Source organism: Chromohalobacter sarecensis (assembly GCF_023061135.1).
GTDB classification, from domain to species: Bacteria; Pseudomonadota; Gammaproteobacteria; order Pseudomonadales; family Halomonadaceae; genus Chromohalobacter; species Chromohalobacter sarecensis.
The window spans coordinates 518,809-538,188 of sequence record NZ_JAKGAN010000001.1; the positions used below are offsets into that span (position 1 = coordinate 518,809).

At 60.5% G+C, this 19,380-nt stretch carries 20 protein-coding genes and 1 riboswitch; of the genes, 13 read left to right on the forward strand and 7 right to left on the reverse strand.

The window, feature by feature from the left end:
• The first annotated feature begins 50 nt into the window (after positions 1-50).
• From L1071_RS02385 to cyoE, 7 genes are all read left to right on the forward strand, one after another.
• Positions 51-1,067: a J domain-containing protein gene (locus tag L1071_RS02385; protein WP_246968210.1), complete on the forward strand. Its 1,017-nt coding sequence runs from the start codon at positions 51-53 to the stop codon at positions 1,065-1,067.
• Positions 1,060-1,482, forward strand: a complete 423-nt coding sequence (locus L1071_RS02390; RefSeq protein ID WP_246968213.1) for a hypothetical protein — start codon at positions 1,060-1,062, stop codon at positions 1,480-1,482. Before L1071_RS02385 ends, L1071_RS02390 begins: the two co-directional genes overlap by 8 nt.
• A gap of 537 nt (positions 1,483-2,019) precedes the next feature.
• On the forward strand, positions 2,020-2,928 hold the full coding sequence (cyoA, locus tag L1071_RS02395; protein WP_246968216.1) for a ubiquinol oxidase subunit II: 909 nt from the start codon (positions 2,020-2,022) through the stop codon (positions 2,926-2,928).
• A 4-nt stretch (positions 2,929-2,932) separates the two neighbouring features.
• Positions 2,933-4,912 carry a cytochrome o ubiquinol oxidase subunit I gene (cyoB, locus tag L1071_RS02400; RefSeq protein ID WP_246968219.1) on the forward strand — a complete coding sequence of 660 codons (1,980 nt, stop codon included), beginning with the start codon at positions 2,933-2,935 and terminating at the stop codon, positions 4,910-4,912.
• Positions 4,913-4,914: 2 nt separating this feature from the next.
• Complete coding sequence (locus tag L1071_RS02405; RefSeq protein ID WP_246968222.1) at positions 4,915-5,532, forward strand: cytochrome o ubiquinol oxidase subunit III; 618 nt, start codon at positions 4,915-4,917, stop codon at positions 5,530-5,532.
• Complete coding sequence (gene cyoD / locus L1071_RS02410; RefSeq protein WP_246968224.1) at positions 5,532-5,867, forward strand: cytochrome o ubiquinol oxidase subunit IV; 336 nt, start codon at positions 5,532-5,534, stop codon at positions 5,865-5,867. The genes L1071_RS02405 and cyoD overlap by 1 nt, the downstream gene beginning before the upstream one ends.
• A 13-nt stretch (positions 5,868-5,880) precedes the next feature.
• Entirely contained in the window at positions 5,881-6,768 is an 888-nt protein-coding gene (gene cyoE, locus L1071_RS02415; RefSeq protein WP_246968524.1) for a heme o synthase, read from the forward strand.
• A gap of 71 nt (positions 6,769-6,839) precedes the next feature.
• Here cyoE and thiC read toward each other — a convergent pair whose 3' ends face one another.
• A complete protein-coding gene (gene thiC, locus L1071_RS02420; RefSeq protein ID WP_246968227.1) occupies positions 6,840-8,753 on the reverse strand; it encodes a phosphomethylpyrimidine synthase ThiC in 1,914 nt (637 codons plus the stop codon).
• A gap of 82 nt (positions 8,754-8,835) precedes the next feature.
• Positions 8,836-8,965: riboswitch (TPP riboswitch) on the reverse strand.
• A 125-nt stretch (positions 8,966-9,090) separates the two neighbouring features.
• Here thiC and L1071_RS02425 point away from each other — a divergent pair.
• Positions 9,091-9,972: an NAD(P)-dependent oxidoreductase gene (locus L1071_RS02425; protein WP_246968231.1), complete on the forward strand. Its 882-nt coding sequence runs from the start codon at positions 9,091-9,093 to the stop codon at positions 9,970-9,972.
• Between the two features lie 11 nt (positions 9,973-9,983).
• Here the strand turns inward: L1071_RS02425 and L1071_RS02430 are convergent, their stop codons facing one another.
• The 3 genes from L1071_RS02430 to L1071_RS02440 form a co-directional block, all read right to left on the reverse strand.
• Positions 9,984-11,162: a PQQ-dependent sugar dehydrogenase gene (locus L1071_RS02430; RefSeq protein WP_246968234.1), complete on the reverse strand. Its 1,179-nt coding sequence runs from the start codon at positions 11,160-11,162 to the stop codon at positions 9,984-9,986.
• A 63-nt stretch (positions 11,163-11,225) separates the two neighbouring features.
• Positions 11,226-12,152 carry a lysophospholipid acyltransferase family protein gene (locus L1071_RS02435; protein WP_246968527.1) on the reverse strand — a complete coding sequence of 309 codons (927 nt, stop codon included), beginning with the start codon at positions 12,150-12,152 and terminating at the stop codon, positions 11,226-11,228.
• Positions 12,153-12,262: 110 nt separating this feature from the next.
• Positions 12,263-12,646, reverse strand: coding sequence for a VOC family protein (locus L1071_RS02440; RefSeq protein WP_246968237.1), 384 nt, complete (start codon positions 12,644-12,646; stop codon positions 12,263-12,265).
• A gap of 168 nt (positions 12,647-12,814) precedes the next feature.
• On the opposite strand from L1071_RS02440, the gene L1071_RS02445 reads away from it, so the two are divergent.
• Together L1071_RS02445 and L1071_RS02450 are read left to right on the forward strand one after the other, a co-directional pair.
• Complete coding sequence (locus tag L1071_RS02445; protein ID WP_246968239.1) at positions 12,815-13,480, forward strand: class I SAM-dependent methyltransferase; 666 nt, start codon at positions 12,815-12,817, stop codon at positions 13,478-13,480.
• 305 nt (positions 13,481-13,785) lie between these two features.
• Positions 13,786-14,073: a hypothetical protein gene (locus L1071_RS02450; RefSeq protein ID WP_246968243.1), complete on the forward strand. Its 288-nt coding sequence runs from the start codon at positions 13,786-13,788 to the stop codon at positions 14,071-14,073.
• A 147-nt stretch (positions 14,074-14,220) separates the two neighbouring features.
• On the opposite strand, the gene folK is transcribed toward L1071_RS02450, so the two are convergent.
• The gene (folK, locus tag L1071_RS02455; protein ID WP_246968245.1) at positions 14,221-14,739 is read right to left on the reverse strand and encodes a 2-amino-4-hydroxy-6-hydroxymethyldihydropteridine diphosphokinase; all 519 of its coding nucleotides are present in this window, start codon (positions 14,737-14,739) and stop codon (positions 14,221-14,223) included.
• A complete protein-coding gene (gene folB, locus L1071_RS02460) occupies positions 14,736-15,089 on the reverse strand; it encodes a dihydroneopterin aldolase (RefSeq protein WP_246968247.1) in 354 nt (117 codons plus the stop codon). The genes folK and folB overlap by 4 nt, the downstream gene beginning before the upstream one ends.
• Before the next feature lie 151 nt (positions 15,090-15,240).
• On the opposite strand from folB, the gene L1071_RS02465 reads away from it, so the two are divergent.
• Entirely contained in the window at positions 15,241-15,867 is a 627-nt protein-coding gene (locus L1071_RS02465; RefSeq protein ID WP_246968249.1) for a glycerol-3-phosphate acyltransferase, read from the forward strand.
• Here the strand turns inward: L1071_RS02465 and tsaD are convergent.
• Positions 15,848-16,879 carry a tRNA (adenosine(37)-N6)-threonylcarbamoyltransferase complex transferase subunit TsaD gene (tsaD, locus tag L1071_RS02470; RefSeq protein WP_246968252.1) on the reverse strand — a complete coding sequence of 344 codons (1,032 nt, stop codon included), beginning with the start codon at positions 16,877-16,879 and terminating at the stop codon, positions 15,848-15,850. The genes L1071_RS02465 and tsaD overlap by 20 nt on opposite strands.
• A 230-nt stretch (positions 16,880-17,109) precedes the next feature.
• On the opposite strand from tsaD, the gene rpsU reads away from it, so the two are divergent.
• Both rpsU and dnaG read left to right on the forward strand, forming a co-directional pair.
• Positions 17,110-17,325 (forward strand): 30S ribosomal protein S21, encoded by a 216-nt coding sequence (rpsU, locus tag L1071_RS02475; protein WP_040244373.1) that lies wholly within the window; start codon positions 17,110-17,112, stop codon positions 17,323-17,325.
• Between the two features lie 152 nt (positions 17,326-17,477).
• Positions 17,478-19,322, forward strand: coding sequence for a DNA primase (gene dnaG, locus L1071_RS02480; RefSeq protein WP_246968255.1), 1,845 nt, complete (start codon positions 17,478-17,480; stop codon positions 19,320-19,322).
• Positions 19,323-19,380 lie beyond the last annotated feature (58 nt).

Sequence of the window (19,380 nt, forward strand, 5' to 3'; positions counted from 1 at the left end):
CGCCACGCGGCGATTACCTATAACGAACAACCCGAAAGCCAGGAGCTGGCATGGCATCATCGCGTTTTACGCCTTTCGAGCGTTTGTTGCTCAGCAGTCGTAACGAGGCCGATACGGCCGCGTTGTTGTTGCTGGCCTGGCTGGCGATGAGCGATGGCCAGGGCACGTTGAGCGACCGCAAGCGTGCCTTGCTCGACGAGCTTACCGGGGATTTTCGCCATGACCATGGCTATCAGTTGATCGTCGATCTGGCGAGCGCGTCGGATTTCGTGGCCCTGCAGCTCGCGGCGGAAGTGTTGCAGCGCTATTATCGTGGGCCACGCCGGGAAACTTTCCTCCGTCAGGCGATTCATGTGGCCACCCACGAAGGGGCATTGGCAGCCGGTCAGCATCATGTCTTGCGTTTTCTGGCCGACCTGTTGAGCGTAGCGCCCGAGACGTTCGAGGTCTTGTTCCGGGATGTCGCCGGTTACCCGCTAACGGTGCCCGATGATCCCAGTGCCGCGCATTACTGGCGTTCACGCGAGAGTACCGATCATCGCCATTCCTCCCGGCAAGGCGGTCACGGCACGCATGGCGAAGATTCTCGAGAACATACGGCTGGAGAGAAGGGCAACGCAAAAGACTCGCGAGAGCGTCATCGTAAGGAGCGGCGCTATCGTCAGCGCGAGCATTCCAAAGACGAGCGTGACGAAACTCGGCGACGTCGCTGGCGCTGGCGCTGGCGGCGCGAGGACACCGGGCAGCGTGAACAGGCGCATGGCGGTCAGCATTCAGGCGAGGACAAGCGGCGCCGCGAGGGATTTTCCCATGAGGGCTTTGCCCACGAAGGTGCACAGGCCAAGGGGCATGCCGCGGGGAATGAAAAGGTCCAGCGGGCATTGGCCGTGCTGGGTTTGATGGAAAACGCACAGAAGAGCGATATCAAGCGCGCTTATCGGCGTCTGGCTCAAAAATACCATCCCGATCGCTATCATGCGCAGAGTCAGGAGGCGATGGTGACGGCCTCGCTGCGCTTTCAGCGAATCAAGAACGCTTACGATTATTTGATGCGCCAATATGCGTGATCTTTATCGACGATTGGACATCCACGTCTCGGCGAGTGACGCGGACATCGCACGAGCCATTGCGCGTTGCCAGAATCAGGCCGTCAAGACGGACGCTGAAGACGTCTTGCGCGCCGAATCGCGTAAGCGTGAATATGACCAACTCTATGGCACCTTGACGGGCATTGGGCTGCTGCGTGCGCGTATGGGGTTGAGCCATGCGCCGTATTGGAGCGGCAATGTGGCCAACGACTTCTCGATCAGCGCCGATGGCGAGTACGCTCGCTATGCAGAGCTAAAGGCCAAGATGGCGCGCGCCGTACACGTCCATGATACCTGGCAGCAAGTGCGCAGGATGATGCTATGGAGCGGCGGGATTTCGCTGGCTACGGGCATCGGCGTGGCGTTGCTGGTGTTTGCGCCGGATCTTTTCTGATCCCAGACCATAGGTCGTTGAGGAACCCTGCGCTACCCCCTACAATCGTATGAGCCTTTGCTCAGTCAAGAGGCTTAGGGTGCGACACGGCTGCGGCAATTAGTCGCTTCTATTTCGCCTTATTTTGCTTCAGAATGCCGCCCCGTCGGTTCTCCCTGCTTGCTGCTCGTGTTCGCCCAGGTGGCGATTCTTTCGCAGGCAGGCCAGGGGCGAGATGGCGTAAGCGATGTATGCTCGTTTATGGCGAAGATATTCACCATTACCTAGCATGCGCGGTACGCCCAACCTTCAGAGCGCATCACACTCGCGTCATTGGCAGCCGGACAACCGGTGGCTGGTCGGAATGCATGCCATGGGGCGTTTCCAAGTGGTCAGCAAGGCACGAGCCGACCATTTGGACACGCTCCAAGTCGCTGATGTTCCGTTGGCGAATGTGCCATTCCATTTTGACCGCCGGACCTAACGGGTCGCCAGCGGAGGAAATCATTCAATGAGCAAGCGCTGCAACGTCTTCCCATGCTTGAGTGAGGCCATGCAATGAGAATGAAGAAGAACCTGGGATGGCTCGGTATCCTGCCCTTGATCGCAGTGCTGCTTAGTGGCTGTGACGGGGCGCTTGTGGATCCCAAGGGCCAGATCGGGGTAGAGCTGAAATCACTGATCATTACTGCCTTCTGGCTGATGATGATCGTAGTGATCCCCGTTATCGTCATGACGGTGGTTTTTGCTTGGAAATATCGGCATAGCAACCATGCCGCCAAGTACATGCCGGACTGGGCGCACTCCAACAAGATCGAAGCGGTCGTGTGGCTCGTACCCTGCGTAATCATCCTGTTCCTGGGGATCATTACCTGGAAAACGTCACATTCACTGGACCCGCACAAGCCGATCGAATCCGACGCCGAGACCATGGAAGTAGAGGTCGTGGCCCTGGATTGGAAGTGGCTGTTCATCTATCCCGAGCAAGGCATCGCGACGGTCAACGAAGTGGCCATGCCCGTCGATGTCCCGGTCCATTTCCGCGTGACCTCGGCCTCGGTGATGAACTCGTTCTTCATTCCCACGCTGGGAAGTCAGATTTACGCCATGGCCGGCATGGATAACGACGTTTACCTAGTCGCTAACGAAGAAGGCGTCTACGACGGCAAGTCCTCCAACTACAGTGGCGAGGGTTTCTCGGAGATGACCTTCGATGCGCATGCCATGTCGCAGGATGACTTCGACGCCTGGGTCGACAAGGTGGGGCAGTCGTCCGAAACGCTCTCGTATGACGGGAGTTATCAAGAGTTGGCGGAACCGTCCACGGACCATCCTGTGGAGTATTTCTCCGACGTAACGTCAGACCTGTACCGCGACATCGTCGAGAGTTTCCATGGCGGCAACGGTGAAGGTGGACACGATGGCGGCCATGGCGAGACGTCCATGAGCGCAGAGGCAGCGGAGTAAGATTATGTTCGGAAAACTCAGCCTTGAGGCTATTCCTTACCACGAACCGATCCTCGTCATGACCGCGCTTGTCATGGCGCTGGGCGGGTTGGTCGTGGTCGGTGCCCTCACGTATTTCAAGAAGTGGAAGTGGCTGTGGACGGAGTGGATTACCTCCGTCGACCACAAGAAACTGGGTATCATGTACTTCCTCGTGGCGTTGGTCATGCTGCTGCGCGGTTTCGCCGACGCCATCATGATGCGCACCCAGCAGGCCTTGGCCGCCGGGGGCTCCGAGGGTTACCTACCGCCTGAGCATTACGATCAGATCTTCACCGCGCATGGTGTGATCATGATCTTCTTCGTGGCCATGCCCATGGTCATCGGCCTGATGAACCTGGTCGTGCCGCTGCAGATCGGCGCGCGCGACGTCGCTTTCCCGTTCATGAACAACCTGAGCTTCTGGCTGTTCGTCGCGGGCGTCGCACTGACCATGATATCGCTGCTCATTGGTGAGTACGGCAAGACGGGATGGTTGGCCTACTCACCATTATCGGGAATAAAGTACAGTCCCGGCGTAGGGGTCGATTACTGGATATGGGGACTACAGATATCGGGGATCGGCACCACCCTGACCGGTATCAACTTCTTCGTCACCATTCTGAAGATGCGCACCAAGGGCATGAAGTTGTTCCGCATGCCGATCTTCACTTGGACATCGCTGTGCGCGAACATCCTGATCATTGCTTCTTTCCCGATCCTGACCGCGACCATCGCACTGCTGACACTCGATCGTTACCTGGGGATGCACTTCTTCACCAACGATATGGGCGGCAACATGATGATGTACGTCAACCTCATCTGGGCCTGGGGCCATCCAGAGGTGTACATTCTCATCCTGCCGGCGTTCGGGGTGTTCTCTGAGGTCATCGCGACCTTCGCCAAGAAGCGTTTGTTCGGTTACAACACCATGGTCTGGGCGACGGCGTGTATCACCATCCTGTCGTTCGTCGTGTGGCTGCACCACTTCTTCACCATGGGGGCGGGGGCCAACGTCAATGCCTTCTTCGGTATCGCGACGATGATCATCGCCATTCCGACCGGGGTGAAGATCTTCAACTGGCTGTTCACCATGTATCGCGGCCGCCTGGAGTTCACTTCGCCGGTACTCTGGACACTGGGCTTCATCATCACCTTTACCATCGGTGGCATGACCGGGGTGATGCTGGCCGTGCCGGGTGCGAACTTCGTGCTGCATAACAGCCTGTTCGTCATCGCTCACTTCCACAACGTCATTATCGGCGGCGTGGTGTTCGGCATGCTCGCGGGTCTGACCTACTGGTTCCCGAAGGCCTTCGGCTTCACGCTCGATGAAAAGTGGGGCAAGCGTTCCTTCTGGTGCTGGATCATCGGTTTCTATCTGGCCTTCATGCCGCTCTATATCTTGAGCTTCATGGGTGCGGTACGCCGCATGCAGTCATACGCCAACGCCGATTGGCAGCCGCTGATGATCGTGGCGTGGGTGGGTGCCGTCCTCATCCTCTGCGGTATTGTCTGCACCGTGATTCAGTTCATCGTGAGTATTCGCGATCGCGAGAAGAATGCCGATATCACGGGCGATCCGTGGGACGCGCGCACGCTGGAGTGGTCAACGTCTTCTCCTGCACCGTTCTATAACTTCGCTCACTTGCCCAATGTCGGCTCTGTCGATGCCTTCTGGGAAGCGAAGAAAGAGAAGGGCATGGCGGCGGACAAGCCGACCCAGTACGAAGACATTCATATGCCGAAGAACACCGTGGCAGGACCGATCATCGGCCTGATCAGCATCGTGTTCGGGTTCGCGTTGGTCTGGCATATCTGGTGGCTGGCTGGTGTAGGCGCGATCGGCATGTTCGTGGCTTTCCTGATGCGTGTTTTCAACGACGACATCGACTACTACGTCCCGGCGGCGGAAGTCGAGCGTATTGAGCGCGAGCACCACAAACGGCTGGAGATGCAGGCGTAATCATGACGACGCAAACTGTTAATCAACATGAATCTCATGCTCATGACGAGCATGAGCACCACGATGCTGGTGCCATGAAGGTATTCGGCTTCTGGGTCTACCTGATGAGTGACCTGGTCATCTTCGGGAGCCTTTTTGCGGCTTATGCCGTGCTCATGAAGGGCACGGCGGGTGGACCTTCTGGGGCCGATATCTTCGAGCTCCCGCTGATTCTGGTCAGTACCTTCCTGCTGCTGTTCAGTAGTTTCACCTATGGCATGGCCGTACTGGCCATGCATGCCGATCGTGTGGCGCAGGTGAAAGGGTGGCTGGTCATTACGTTCTTGTTGGGTGCTGGCTTTATCGGGCTGGAAATTTACGAATTTCACCACCTGATCGCCGAAGGCTTCGGACCGGATCGTAGTGCTTTCCTATCCTCTTTCTTCACGCTGGTCGGTACGCACGGCCTCCACGTGACCTTCGGTCTGATCTGGATGCTGGTAATGATCGTCCAACTCTTCACGAAGGGCCTTAACGACAAGACGCGCCCGCGAATCATGTGCCTGAGCCTGTTCTGGCACTTCCTGGATATCGTGTGGATCTGTGTCTTTACCTTCGTCTATCTGATGGGAGTTCTGTAATGAGCGATGCACATGCTTCCCACGATGGTGGCAACCACGGCAGCGTCAAGTCCTATGTAATTGGCTTGATTCTCTCTCTCGTGTTGACGGTCATCCCGTTCTGGATGGTCATGAGTGGTGGCTTCAGCAACATGACTGTCGTCGTGACGATCTCGATCATGGCGATTGCCCAGGTATTGATACAGCTGGTCATGTTCATGCACCTGGACTTCAAGACCGAAGAAGGGTGGAACGCAGGGTCCTTTATCTTCACGGCGTTGATCCTGGCCATCCTGGTGGGCGGGTCGCTGTGGATCATGCAGAACCTGCACGCCAACATGATGCTTGGTGGGTGAGTCGCTCGGCGTGATGCTCAAACCCTACGTCTCCATTACCAAGCCGGGCATCATCTTCGGCAATCTGATCTCCGTGGCCGGGGGCTTTTTCCTCGCTTCCCAGGGAAGCGTGGATGGCGTGCTCTTCCTGGCCACGGTCATCGGGATTGCGTTGGTGATCGCGTCCGGGTGCGTGTTCAATAACTACATCGATCGCGATATCGATCGTTTGATGGAGCGCACCCAAGGACGTGTCACGGTCCAGGGGCTGATTTCACCCGGTATCACGCTGGCATATGGCAGTGTGTTGGGTATTGCAGGCTTCTTGATCCTGGGGCTGGGCACCAATGCCTTGGCGACGCTGTTCGCCTTGCTCGGGTTCGTCGTCTATGTCGGGCTTTATAGCCTGTATCTCAAACGACACTCGGTGTATGGCACCTTGGTGGGCAGCTTGTCGGGCGCGGCGCCTCCGGTGGTTGGCTACTGTGCTGTGAGCGGTCAGTTCGATCTGGGTGCGCTGACGCTGCTGCTGATCTTCTGCCTGTGGCAGATGCCACATTCGTATGCCATTGCCATCTTTCGCTACCAGGATTATCACGCGGCGTCGATCCCGGTACTGCCTGTCACGCGTGGCGTGAGGACGGCGAAGCATCATATCTTCTGGTATATTCTGGCGTTCTTGGGTGCGACTCTGATGCTCACGCTAGGAGGGTATGCCGGGTATGGCTACTTCGCGGTGGCGGCAGCGATGGGGCTTTATTGGCTCGTCATGGCGCTTCGCGGTTACCGCACCGGCGACGATCGTGTGTGGGCCAAGAAGGTGTTCATCTTCTCGATCTTCACCATCACGGCGCTCAGCATCATGATGTCGATCGACTTTCAGGTGACCGATACCGAAGTGCTGATGACCTCGCTGCGCTGATCTCGCCTAACGTGCTCGAAATGAAAAGCCACGCCATATAACGGCGTGGCTTTTTTCGTCTTACGGGCGTGTTAGACCTCGCGATATAAGTGGCCGCCTTGCTCGCGGAACTTCTCCGCTTGCTCTTTCATGCCACGCCTCACTACCTCTGCGTCGCTTTCAAGTCCGCGTTCGGGGGTGCGGTCCTTGTAAGCATCGCGTACTTCATGGCTGATCTTCATCGAGCAGAACTTGGGCCCACACATCGAGCAGAAGTGCGCCACCTTGGCTGAGTCCTTGGGCAGCGTCTCATCGTGGTATGCCCGTGCGGTGTCCGGGTCGAGCCCTAGATTGAACTGATCCTCCCAGCGGAATTCGAAACGCGCTTTCGACAGCGCGTTGTCGCGGCGTTGCGCTGCCGGATGGCCCTTGGCAAGATCTGCGGCATGGGCGGCGATCTTGTAAGTGATGATGCCGGTCTTGACATCGTCCTTGTTGGGCAGGCCGAGATGCTCCTTGGGGGTGACGTAACAGAGCATGGCGCAGCCGTACCAGCCGATCATCGCCGCGCCGATACCCGAGGTGATGTGGTCATAGCCCGGCGCAATGTCGGTGGTCAGCGGGCCGAGGGTATAGAAGGGCGCCTCGTCGCACTCCGCGAGCTGCTTGTCCATGTTCTCCTTGATCAGGTGCATGGGCACGTGGCCGGGGCCTTCGATCATCACCTGAACGTCGTGCTTCCAGGCGATCTTGGTCAGCTCGCCGAGGGTTTCGAGTTCAGCGAACTGGGCTGCGTCGTTGGCATCGGCCACCGAGCCGGGGCGTAGGCCATCGCCCAGCGAGAACGCCACGTCGTAGCGCTTGCAGATTTCGCAGATATCCTCGAAGTGGGTGTAGAGGAAACTCTCTTCATGGTGGTAGAGACACCACTTGGCCATGATGGAGCCGCCTCGGGAAACGATGCCGGTGACGCGCTCGGCGGTGAGCGGCACGTAGCGCAGCAAGACGCCGGCATGAATGGTGAAGTAATCCACACCCTGCTCGGCTTGCTCGATCAGGGTGTCGCGGAAGATTTCCCAGGTCAGATTCTCGGCGACGCCGCCGACCTTTTCCAGCGCCTGATAGATCGGTACGGTGCCAATGGGCACTGGGGCGTTGCGGACGATCCACTCACGCGTTTCGTGGATGTTGGCCCCGGTGGAGAGGTCCATGATCGTATCCGCGCCCCAGCGGATGCCCCAGGTCATCTTGTCGACCTCGTCCTCGATGGCCGAGCTTACCGCCGAGTTCCCCAGATTGCCGTTGATCTTCACCAGGAAATTACGACCGATGATCATCGGCTCGGTTTCCGGATGGTTGATGTTGCAGGGGATGATCGCGCGGCCTTCGGCCACTTCGCGGCGCACGAACTCCGGGGTGATCTCGTCCGGGAGGCGCGCACCGAACCCTTCGCCCGGATGCTGCTGGCCGAGGATGCGCTCAACTTCCTGGCTGCCTGAGTACGCTGTAGAGAGCGCCTGGCGGCGCTGATTCTCGCGGATGGCGATGAATTCCATCTCGGGGGTGACGATGCCCTGGCGCGCGTAATGTAGTTGGGTCACGTTGTTACCCGATTTGGCGCGTCGCGGTGTGCGAGTAAGTTCGAAGCGTAACGGGGCGAGCATGGGGTCGTTGGCGCGGCGTCGGCCGTATTCGGAAGTGGGGCCGTCGAGGAATTCGGTATCGTCGCGTGCGTCGATCCAGGGGCGTCTCAGCTCCGTCAGACCCTTGCGCAGGTCGATCTTCGCCTCGGGATCGGTATAGGGACCGGAGGTGTCGTAGACCAGCAGGGGCGGGTTCTCTTCATCCTGGCCGGAGGTGCGGGTCGGTGATAGCGATATCTCGCGGAAAGGCACGCGGATATCCGCGGATGAGCCTTCTACGTATCTCTTGCGCGAGCCGGGTAGCGCCTGAATGGCGGCATCGTCGACGCGGGCGGTGTCGGAAAGAAATTGCGGTGATGTCATATGTGCTCCAGGTCATGACGCAAGTCAGGCCGGCGCACAGCGTAGGCGGGAGAAGTAAACAACGACGGATGACGTCCCGACGCTGCGGACTCCGCTTGATCCCTACGCCGGTACTAGCCGGGTCAGGTTCGTCGGGATCCGCCGTGGCACACGCCTTGTTGGCGAGCGCAGGACGATCTCAGCCGGTTCCACCGGCACCCCGTCAAGCTGTCGTCTAGAGTCTATCAAGGTATTGGCTGAATGAGATCCCCCTGTGCAACGCGTGCGACGACCGGGACGTCAAATCCTCATTTGCGTGCTAATGTCCTAGGGAGAACACAGCAAAGGAGCGTTGAGCATGAAAATTGGATTCATTGGCCTGGGTACCATGGGGCGTGGTATGGCGCAGCAATTGCTTGAAGCAGGGCATGAGGTCACGGTGTGGAATCGCTCTTCTGAAGCTGCCGAGGCGCTCGCCGAGCAGGGCGCCAAGATCGCCAAGACACCGGCTGACGCGGCACGCCATGAGGTGCTGGTAAGCATGTTGGCGGACGACCAGGCAGCGCATCAGGTGCTGGTGGAGAGCAAAGCCATCGAGGCGATGAAGAAGGGCAGTGTTCACGTCAATATGGCCACCGTGTCGGTGGCTTTCGCCCGTGGCATGGCGGCGCTTCACGAACGCCTGGGCGTAGGCTATGTCGCGGCGCCGGTGCTGGGACGTCCGGACGTGGCGGCGGCGGGCAAGCTCAATATCATCGCCGCTGGCGCTACGGCGCATATTGAACATGTCAGCCCCGTACTCGACGCCATGGGGCAGGCCGTCTGGCCCTTGGGAGAGTCGCCCGAGCGCGCCAACGTGGCGAAAATCGCCGCCAATTTCATGCTCGCCAGTGCCATCGAATCGATGGCCGAGGCCTCGACACTGACCCGTGCATACGGCATCGAGGCCAGCGATTTTCTGGATATCGTCACCAATACGTTGTTCGCCTCGCCGGCTTATCAGGGCTACGGCAAGATGATCGCCGAAGCTCGCTTCGAGCCCGCCGGATTCACGATGCGCCTCGGCCACAAGGATGTCGGGCTGGCCTTGAGCGCGGGTGATGAGCAAAACGTCGCCTTGCCATTGGGTAGCGCGGTCCGCGACCGTCTGCTCGACGCTCTGGCCAACGGCGATGGCGACAAGGATTGGTCGGGACTCGCGGAGGTTGCGGCGCGCCAGGCGCATCTGGACAAGCGCTAGGATTTCTCGGATCAGGGCGTCAGGCGGTACAACCCGGTATCTCCACTGTCGGTGGTGAAATAAAGCGCGCCGTCGCGGTAGGCGATACCGGCGGGGCGCGCCCAGCGTTCGCCGCTTTCCGCCTGGAAGCCGCCGACCAGATCGATCACCTGGCCCTGACGGCCGTCGTCTTCGAGTCGAATGCCGACGATCTTGGGCGGTCGGCGGGTAGCGCGGCCCCCGGATGCTTGCGTGGCCCAACTGCCATGGATGGCGGTGACCATATCCACCTGCCAGGGATTGTCATCAGGCAGGAAGGTCAGGCCGATAGGGGCACTACGCGCGGCAAACTTCGCCACTGGCGGTGCGAGCGTGTCACGCCCGGCGGGCGGTGCCGAATCGATGCACTCATCGCGCTGCCATTCACCTTCATTCCATTGATACCACGGCATGCCGTGGAAGCTCTCGGCCTCGGCGCGTACCAGTAGTTCGGGCGGTGCTTCGTAGCCCCAGTGGTCGGGGCCGTTGTTGTTGAGGTAGAGAGCCCCTTGTGGACTCCAGGTCATGCCGATTGGGTTGCGCAGTCCGCTGACGTAAGGCGTCCATTCAGGCGCCTCGCGTGTGGGATCAAGCGCCATTACCCCGCCTCGCCGATCCTCAAAGGTGGTGTCCTGGCTGACGTGTTGCGCCGAGCAATTGCCTTGAAGGCCGAGCGCGACATAGAGCCTGCCGTCGGGCCCCGCGGATAATGAGCGCGAAGCGTGGCCGCTACCGCCGGGCAGATCGGCGACGCCCTCGAAATCCGTCTCTGTGACGTCCTGTCCTGGCGAATACGCCGTGCGATAGAGACGCTCGGTGGTCGCTACGTACAAGTAGCCTTCGTGGACCACAGCGCTGTGGGGGTAACCGGGTAGTGAGATCTCCGCATCGACATGATCATAGGGTGGCTGCAGGCGATACAGGCGCCCCGACTGGGAGCCGATGAACATCTCGTCTTCGGGACCAAAGCTGATCAAGCGGGGTGCACGCAGCGAGACCCGCTTATCGAGCGTGGCACCGTCGGGCACATTGGCTCGTTCCGCGTTGCCGGCAACCTCTACTGGCGTCAGTGCCTGGGCCTGACCGGAGGCGATCATCATGACGCCCAGCCAGAGGCTGGCAAGCGCTGGTGCGCGTCGTCTCAGTGCTTGGGTAGTGGGATGAATCATCATGCACGACTCCTCGAGAAACTCTCTGGAGCAGTGTAGACAACAATCAGCGACGCGCCCTGCTCCCTAGTAGATCCGAAAGCGCTTGAAATCGGGATGCTTGGCGGCTTGTTGCGGGGTCTTGCGGAAGCGTTTGTATTCCCACTGGTACTGAGCAGGTTCCAAGGCGATGGCATCTTCTACGCTGGCGTTGACGCCGGTGGCGGAGAGCGTCTCGTCGCTCGAGTAGACGCGTTCGTCGGCAGCGAGGAAGTACAGCGCGAAGCCCTTGCCATCGGGGAGGCGTCGCGCCACGCCGGTGACGACGCGCGCCTCGGTGCGCGCCACAAGCTTGGGCAGTAAGGTGGCGGTATAGGCCGGACGCTGGAAGAAATCGGCAAAGACGCCGCTTCCCCAGCTCGGCTCCTGGTCGGGGAGGATGCCGACTGCCTCGCAGCGCTTGAGTGCCTTGAGCAGCGAGGCGACACCGCGTGGATTGGTAGGAACCAGTTGGGCTCCCATGCGTTCGCGGCCATGCCGGATCACCGGATCGAGCGCATCGATCTTGGGAGGCTCGTACATGGCGGTGAACGGGAAGTGGCTGGAAAGCCAGAAGTTGAGCACTTCCCAATTGCCGTAATGCGGTGCCAGCACGATGACGCCACGTCCCTCGGCACGGGCGTCGTCGAGCAGTTCGCGGCCGTGCACGGCGCGGATCGAGGCCTCGACGCGTTCCGGGGCGGCCATCCAGGCAAACCCCAACTCGAGCATGGTCGCCGAGGAATGCGTCAGGCTGTCCCGCGTCAGACGTCGTTGCTGACGTGCTGGCATATCCGGATAGACGTGCCTGAGATTGGTGCGCGTCACGTCACGTTCGCGGCGGCTGAAGGCGAGAACCAGCGGCCCGATCAAACGGGCCAGTTGCCACAGCCGGCGCGGTGCCAAGCGTGCCAGGGTGCGCCACAGCAGGGCGATGGCACGTGCGCGTAAAGGAGAAGGAGCGTCTTCGGACATCGAACTCATGGCATCATCGGTTACGGCGGACGATAGGGCCCGTATTATACAGATTGCGCAGCGTATGCCTGCCCGCACGTGCGTACAATGCCGGCGACCCTCTTGTCAGTTTAGCGGCGCCCGGGGCGTGAAATCTCGATCAGGTTGCCATCCGGGTCGCGTACGTGAAGCGTGTCGGCAGCGCTATGTTCAGCCGGCCCTTTATCCATCGGTACTCCAGCCAACGGCACCCCTAGCGCTTCCAGATGCGTCTTCACCTCTGCCAGGGGTAGGGCGCTGCGAAAGCCCATGGTCTGATTGCCTGGCATGGCAGGGTGCGTTTTGTCGGCCGTTGCCTGGGCGGCGTGCAAGCGCAAGGCGAAATCGTCCAGATAGAGATCGGTGCGTGTCGCATCGTGGTAGCGTGCCTCGAGCCCCAGCACGCGTGTGTAGAAGTCGATACTGCGTTCGAGGTCGGTGACGTGTACCACCAAATGGTCGATGGCATTGAGCATGGCGGATTGTCCAAAAAAGTGACGGTCAGCCCCAGAGGGGAAGGACATCATGCACGCTCAAGGCGGTCTGCATCCAGTCTAAAGATGCGCAAGTGCGTGTCGAGAAAGTGCCTGCCGGCGAATTGCTCGCCGCCGGGTAAATCCATGTGCGAAGTCATGCGAGGCTCAATGACAGAACGAACAACATCGCCGGCGATTACGCCAGCATGCCCCTTGTGTGCCGCGTCCCACAGCGTGCCCTCGCCGGGCGCGCCGCCACGCACCTATTATCGCTGCCCGGTTTGTGCCTTGATCTTTGTCGCTCCCGGGGAGCGCCCCACGGCCGAGGAAGAGCGCGCGGTTTACGATCTCCACGAGAATTCGCCGGACGATCTGGGCTATCGACGTTTCCTGGCGCGCTTGTGCGCCCCCTTGCTGGCCCGTCTGCCGCCCGCTTCGCAAGGGCTTGATTTCGGTTGCGGGCCGGGGCCGACATTATCGGTCATGCTGGAGGAGGCCGGTCATCACATGACGGTCTTCGATCCTTTCTATGCGCCGTACCCCGAACGTTTGGCGCGGAATTACGACGTCATCACCGCCAGTGAGGTGGTCGAGCATCTGCATGCGCCGGGGCAGGTATTGGCTGACTTGATCGCGCGACTGCGGCGCGGCGGCTGGTTGGGCATCATGACCCAGCGCAGTGATGGCGTCACCGACCTTACCCGCTGGCGTTACATGCGCGATTCGACGCATGTCTGCTTCTTCGCCAAGCGCAGCTTTGATTACCTTGCCGAGCGGCACGGGCTGACGGTGACGTTTCCGCGTAACGATGTGGTGCTGATGCAGCGCTCGTGACGGTCAGCCTGAAGGTCCTGCGGCCGCGTCGAGTCAGGGATCGTCAGCAGGTTTCGATTACGAAAAACATTAGGGCTTTAAGGATAAACATGCCCCTTTTGGGCTTTAGATGCTTTGGAAAGGATGTGCTTTTAATCTCGTGCTTAGCACTGTAATCAGTAAAAGTCACTGCAATATGCTTTTCAGGGCCGCATAGTTTTCGGCTATAGGAGCGATTGTCAGATCCGTTATTGCGTTTATTGTTAGCTTGCTATATAGTTTACTCAACGTTCGCAAGCGAACATGAACACGCAAGGAGATTCATCATGCAAGTACGTACCCTTATTGCCGCCGTCGCACTCGCCGCTCTGCCGGTTGCCGCTCAAGCCAGCATCGCTTCCAGCGAAGCGCTACAGGTCAATCACGAAGCGCTGCAGGCCAGCCAGAGTGCCGATCAGGCATCCGTGAGCTTCCAGCAGCTCGATACCTCAGGCGCGGACAGTGTGGCTATCGCCAAGGCGCAGCACTACATCTCAGTGCACAACACCCAGCAGACCAACCTGCCCAGCGATACGCAGGACCAGCCGAAGATCGGTCATCGCGCTGACTGGTAAGGTGTCGTTTGACGGCGTCACCGAGGCGTCGTCTACGCAGGTATGCAAAAGCCACCCGTCTTTCGAGGCGGGTGGCTTTTTATGGTGCCGGTGGCAGGGAGATTCAAGCGTCACGCAATGTGCATCACCGGGCCTGGCACCGGGGCGTCAATCCGGACGTGAAATCGTACGGCCACGCCAGGTGAAAGCCACGGGCCATAAGTGTTGGTCGCCGTTCGTGAACGCGGCCCACAGTGCGGCATAAGAGTGCCCTACTTCGGGATGCGGCGTTTCCGGCAGCAACTCGGCGAGTGGCCGCAACACGAATGCATGGTGGAGGATCTCGTCACGTGGGAGGTCGACGCCTTCGATATGACCGCATTGGTCGCCTACCGTGAGCAGGTCGATATCCAGGGTGCGCGGGCTGAACTTGGGGCTGCCCGGCAGACGCCCGTTGTCGGCCTCGACCTGTTTGCACCAGGCTTGCAGCTCACCGATCGTGAGGGTGGAGTGGAATGCGGCGACGAGGTTGTAAAAATTGCGCCCGTCCTCGAAGCCCACCGGCTCGCTCTCGAAGACACGCGATACCTGTACCTCCGCGAAGTCGTCGGCGAGGGCGTCGAGGCAGGCGAGAACGTGGCGTTCGCGGTCGATATTGCTGCCGATACTGACGGTCACCTGTGTCATGCCTGCCCCCGTGTGATGCGTACGCCCACGCTGGCGGCATTGGCGACCGCGCCGGGTTTGCGGACGGTCAGGCTGAGCCAGGCGATGGCGAATTCCTGGCGCAAGGTCTCGGCCAGACGTTCGGCAAAGGTTTCGACCAGCGCGAACTGATGTGCCTCGGCGAATGCGCCAATACGCTCGCTGATGGCGGCGTAGTCGAGTGTCAGTTGGATATCGTCCCGCTCCGCAGCGGGGCGGATGTCGGTTGCCAGTTCAAGATCCAGCCGCAGCCGCTGGCGAAGGGTGCGCTCCCAGTCGTAGACGCCGATGACGGTATCCACTTCCAGTGCCTCGATCAGCACGTGATCCACGGCGTATCCTCATTAGGTCGGGCGTTCATGCGGCGAAGTCTGGTCAGTGCTTCGCGGCGTCGCAAACCTTAGATTGTACGTCATGGAGGTGGCAGAATCATGGGCGAAGCCTATGCATCGGTGTCGCCCGCACCATGAAGGAGTCCAGCCCATGTCGCCAGTCTTGCCCATCGTCACCTTGGTGGTTGCCGGTTATTTGAGCGGTTCGCTGCTCGGCGCCGTCTGGGTGTGTCGTGCGTTGGGGCGTCGCGATCCGCGTTACGCGGGGTCGCGCAACCCCGGGTTTTCGAATGTTCTGCGCGTGCATGGGGCGGTGCCGGCGGCCTTGACCCTGACGGTCGATGCGGTCAAGGCCATGCCGGTGTTATGGGTGGCGCAGCGCGAGGCGCTGCCGCTGTGGATACAGGGCGCAATAGGATTGTCGGTGCTGGTGGGGCACAGCTATCCAGCGTGGGATCGTGGGCGCGGGGGTAAGGCCGTGGCCAGTGCCTTCGGCGTGCTGCTGATGATCGCCACGCCGGTAGCTTGGGTTTGTGCCCTGTGCTGGGCGCTCTTGGCGTGGCGCTCGCGGACTGCAGCGGTGGCGTCTCTGGCCGCCGCGTTGCTCGCCCCTTTGGCCAGTTATTGGTTGGTGCGTGAGGCGACCCCGGTGGTGAGCGTCTTTTCGGCGTTGGTGCTGGTGCGTCATGCCTGGAACATTCGCCGCCTGGGTCACGGCGGCGAGCCGGGGTTATCACATACCTCGCGGGAGGGCGACGTCAGGCCGCCGGAGGAGTGAGCGAGGCTAGCGGCCAGCGTGGCGTCGCCTGCATCGTTGTGTCGTCACGTTCACCGGCGAGCAGGCGTTGTGCGCCGACGTAGGCGATCATCGCGCCGTTGTCGGTGCAGAAGCGTCCACGCGGATAGAAGGTCTGCGCCTGGCGCTTGGTGGTTTCATGGTCGAGGCGCTCGCGCAAGCGATGATTGGCGCTGACCCCGCCGGCTACCACGAGTCGCTTGAGTCCTGTGGCATCGAGGGCGCGGCGACACTTGATGACTAGCGTGTCGACGACAGCTTCCTCGAAGGCGCGGGCGATGTCGGCGCGGTCCTGATCGCTCAGGGAGCCGGCTTCCTGGAGCTTTCGGGCGGTGGTCAGCGTGTGCGTCTTAAGTCCGGAGAAGCTGAAGTCGAGCCCTGGGCGGTCGGTCATGGGGCGCGGGAAACGAAACCGCGTGGGATCGCCACCTTCGGCGAGCTTGGCCACCTGTGGGCCGCCGGGATAGGGCAGGTCGAGCATCTTGGCGGCCTTGTCGAAGGCTTCGCCTGCAGCATCGTCGACTGACTCGCCGAGCAGACGATAGCGTCCGAGACCATGGACTTCGACGAGCTGGGTGTGCCCGCCCGATACCAGCAACGCCACGAATGGAAAGTCAGGCGGCGTGTCCTCGAGCATCGGCGCCAGCAAATGCCCCTCCATGTGATGCACGCCGAGCACCGGGATGCCCCAGGCGCGAGCCAGACCGTGTGCGGTCGAGGCACCCACCATCAGGGCGCCGACCAGCCCGGGCCCGGCTGTGTAGGCGATGGCGTCGAGTTCAGCACCGTCAAGCGCGGCCTCGTCGAGCACCTGGCGAATCAGCGGCAGCAATTTGCGAGTATGATCGCGCGAGGCGAGTTCCGGTACCACGCCGCCGAATTCGGCATGCATCGCCATTTGGCTATGCAGCGCATCGGCGAGCAGGCCGCGCTCGGTATCGTAGATGGCGACGCCGGTTTCGTCGCAGGAGGTCTCGATGCCCAATACCCGCATGTGTCGTCATTCCCCGCTATCCCGTGAAGCCCATCATTCTACGCTTTTCGCGGCATGCGTGGCAGGGGCGGAGGTAAAGGCTTTGCAAAGCGATCTTATGGTGACTAGAATACTGTGTTCTGCAAGACTGGGTCGTGCACTCGTCATGCCGTTCGGCATAAGCCGAACATGGTCTGACTAGGTGTGCGTTCAATCCGAACTCATCTTTCTTCAAGGTAGGTGATTGGTTAATGCCTTCTGTAAAAGTACGTGACAACGAGCCGTTCGACGTCGCCCTGCGGCGTTTCAAACGTTCTTGCGAAAAAGGCGGCGTCCTCTCCGAAGTTCGTCGTCGTGAGACCTATGAAAAGCCCACCGCAGTGCGCAAGCGCAAGGCTGCTGCGGCGGTCAAGCGTCATGCCAAGAAGCTGCAGCGCGAGCGCAAGCGTTTCGAACGGCTGTATTGATCCGTACTAGAAGCGGCCTCGGTCGCTTCTTAGAGGGACGCCAAGCGGCTGCCATCGGGTGGCCGCTTGTTTTTCCCGCCCCGCTGTTTCCGCGATGCCTGGCTCCGTGATTTCCGCGATACAGACAACGTTTCGTCGAGCGCTACCCCGCCATGGCTGGACAGATACCCCAACGCTTCATCGATGATTTGCTGGCTCGTACCGACGTGGTCGAGATTGTCGGCGAACGCGTTCAGCTCAAGAAGGCCGGTCGCAACTACTCAGGTCTTTGTCCCTTCCATCAGGAAAAATCGCCATCGTTCACCGTCAGTGCCGAGAAGCAGTTCTATCACTGTTTCGGCTGCGGCGTGCACGGCAATGCGCTGCGTTTCTTGATGGAGTTCGATCATCTGCGTTTTCCCGAGGCGATTGAGCAGTTGGCGTCGCGTTTGGGACTGGACGTGCCCCGGGAAGGCGATGACGATCCGCGTGCCCAGCAGCGCGAGCAGCGTCGCGAAGAGGCGGTCAACCTGCTCGAGCTGTCGGCGAGCTTCTTCCGAGAGCGCCTGGTGATGGCGGAGGGCAGTGACGCACGTGATTATCTCGAGCGTCGCGGGTTATCCGAGGATATCGTGCGCGAGTTCGGGATCGGCTTCGCCCCGGACAAGTGGGAGTCGCTCAAGCGACACTTGGGCGAGCGCGGCATCAGCGATGCGGTACAGATCGAATACGGACTGTTGGTGCATCGCGAGGACTCTGGACGCAGCTACGACCGCTTTCGTAATCGGGTAATGTTTCCGATCCGCGACTGGAAGGGGCGCACCATCGCCTTCGGTGGGCGTGTACTCGGCGACGCCAAACCCAAGTACCTGAACTCGCCCGAGACGCCGGTGTTTCACAAGGGGCGCGAGCTATACGGCCTCTACGAAGCGCGTCAAGCCAACGCGCGACTGGAGCGCATGCTGGTCGTCGAGGGGTACATGGATGTCGTGGCGTTGGCTCAATTCGGGATTCGCAACGCCTGCGCGACTCTGGGGACCTCGCTTAGTGAAGACCATTTGCAGCGTCTGTTTCGCCTGGTGGGCGAGGTGGTGTTCTGTTTCGACGGCGACCAGGCCGGACGTCAGGCGGCACGCCGTGCGCTGGAGACGGTGCTGCCGTCGATGATCGACGGGCGTCAAGTGCGCTTTCTGTTTCTCCCTGAAGGCGAGGACCCGGATACCCTGATACGGCGTGAAGGCACCGAGGCTTTCGAGAACCGGGTGCTATGTGCCGCGCCTCTTTCGGAGTTTCTCTTCGATCAGGCGGCCGAGGGGCGCGACCTCAAGCATATTGAGGAACGCGAGCGTTTTGTCACCACGGTGTTGCGCGCCTTGGAGCGTTTGCCTGAAGGCGTATTGAAATCGCTGTTGCTACGCGAACTCTCGCAGCGTACGGGCGTCGAACAAGCAAATTTTCAGGCATTGCTGGCGCGTGCCGATAAGACGCATGGCGCCCATGATGCTGGCCTCACCGACGCGCCGGAGAATACGTCTTCCGAGGCTGCGCCCTCCAGTGGGAATACGTCAGGTGGGCGGCGTGGTGTTCTGAGCCTCGTCGGTCGCTTGCTGCATTTGTTGGTGCATGAGCCCGGCTTGGTGGAGCGTTTGCCCGAGTCGCTCGATTGGTGCCCCGACGACGAAGGCGATGGCGCGCTGTGTCACGAAGTGGTGCGCTTGATCCGCGCGGGTGGCTATCGCAACGCGCAGGTCTTGCTGGCGCATTTTCATGGCACGCCCGAAGGTGAGCGACTAGCCTGGCTGGCGCGTCGGGAACTATTGATGCCACGTGACGCACGCGGCGCCGAGGTGGAGAGTCTGGTCGATGGGTTGCGCCAACGTCATTCGCAGCGTTCGCCGCAAGAAGAGTATGACGCCCTGTTGGCCCGGATGCAGGCCGGAGAGGGGCTGTCCAGAGAAGAGCGCCAGCAGTTGAACGAGCTGCTGATGGAGTTGAAGGGCGGTACTCGTCCAATATGACGATCGTGGGGAAGTTGCCTGCCGCGACGGGTTGAATTGGCGCAAAACGTCGCCATTT

What these genes read in the sequence shown, in the direction of transcription:
- L1071_RS02385 (WP_246968210.1), top strand. Translation starts at nt 51, where the DNA reads ATGGCATCATCGCGTTTTACGCCTTTCGAGCGTTTGTTGCTCAGCAGT.
- L1071_RS02390 (WP_246968213.1), top strand. Translation starts at nt 1,060, where the DNA reads ATGCGTGATCTTTATCGACGATTGGACATCCACGTCTCGGCGAGTGAC.
- cyoA (WP_246968216.1), top strand. Translation starts at nt 2,020, where the DNA reads ATGAGAATGAAGAAGAACCTGGGATGGCTCGGTATCCTGCCCTTGATC.
- cyoB (WP_246968219.1), top strand. Translation starts at nt 2,933, where the DNA reads ATGTTCGGAAAACTCAGCCTTGAGGCTATTCCTTACCACGAACCGATC.
- L1071_RS02405 (WP_246968222.1), top strand. Translation starts at nt 4,915, where the DNA reads ATGACGACGCAAACTGTTAATCAACATGAATCTCATGCTCATGACGAG.
- cyoD (WP_246968224.1), top strand. Translation starts at nt 5,532, where the DNA reads ATGAGCGATGCACATGCTTCCCACGATGGTGGCAACCACGGCAGCGTC.
- cyoE (WP_246968524.1), top strand. Translation starts at nt 5,881, where the DNA reads ATGCTCAAACCCTACGTCTCCATTACCAAGCCGGGCATCATCTTCGGC.
- thiC (WP_246968227.1), bottom strand. Translation starts at nt 8,753, where the DNA reads ATGACATCACCGCAATTTCTTTCCGACACCGCCCGCGTCGACGATGCC.
- L1071_RS02425 (WP_246968231.1), top strand. Translation starts at nt 9,091, where the DNA reads ATGAAAATTGGATTCATTGGCCTGGGTACCATGGGGCGTGGTATGGCG.
- L1071_RS02430 (WP_246968234.1), bottom strand. Translation starts at nt 11,162, where the DNA reads ATGATGATTCATCCCACTACCCAAGCACTGAGACGACGCGCACCAGCG.
- L1071_RS02435 (WP_246968527.1), bottom strand. Translation starts at nt 12,152, where the DNA reads ATGTCCGAAGACGCTCCTTCTCCTTTACGCGCACGTGCCATCGCCCTG.
- L1071_RS02440 (WP_246968237.1), bottom strand. Translation starts at nt 12,646, where the DNA reads ATGCTCAATGCCATCGACCATTTGGTGGTACACGTCACCGACCTCGAA.
- L1071_RS02445 (WP_246968239.1), top strand. Translation starts at nt 12,815, where the DNA reads ATGACAGAACGAACAACATCGCCGGCGATTACGCCAGCATGCCCCTTG.
- L1071_RS02450 (WP_246968243.1), top strand. Translation starts at nt 13,786, where the DNA reads ATGCAAGTACGTACCCTTATTGCCGCCGTCGCACTCGCCGCTCTGCCG.
- folK (WP_246968245.1), bottom strand. Translation starts at nt 14,739, where the DNA reads ATGACACAGGTGACCGTCAGTATCGGCAGCAATATCGACCGCGAACGC.
- L1071_RS02465 (WP_246968249.1), top strand. Translation starts at nt 15,241, where the DNA reads ATGTCGCCAGTCTTGCCCATCGTCACCTTGGTGGTTGCCGGTTATTTG.
- tsaD (WP_246968252.1), bottom strand. Translation starts at nt 16,879, where the DNA reads ATGCGGGTATTGGGCATCGAGACCTCCTGCGACGAAACCGGCGTCGCC.
- rpsU (WP_040244373.1), top strand. Translation starts at nt 17,110, where the DNA reads ATGCCTTCTGTAAAAGTACGTGACAACGAGCCGTTCGACGTCGCCCTG.
- dnaG (WP_246968255.1), top strand. Translation starts at nt 17,478, where the DNA reads ATGGCTGGACAGATACCCCAACGCTTCATCGATGATTTGCTGGCTCGT.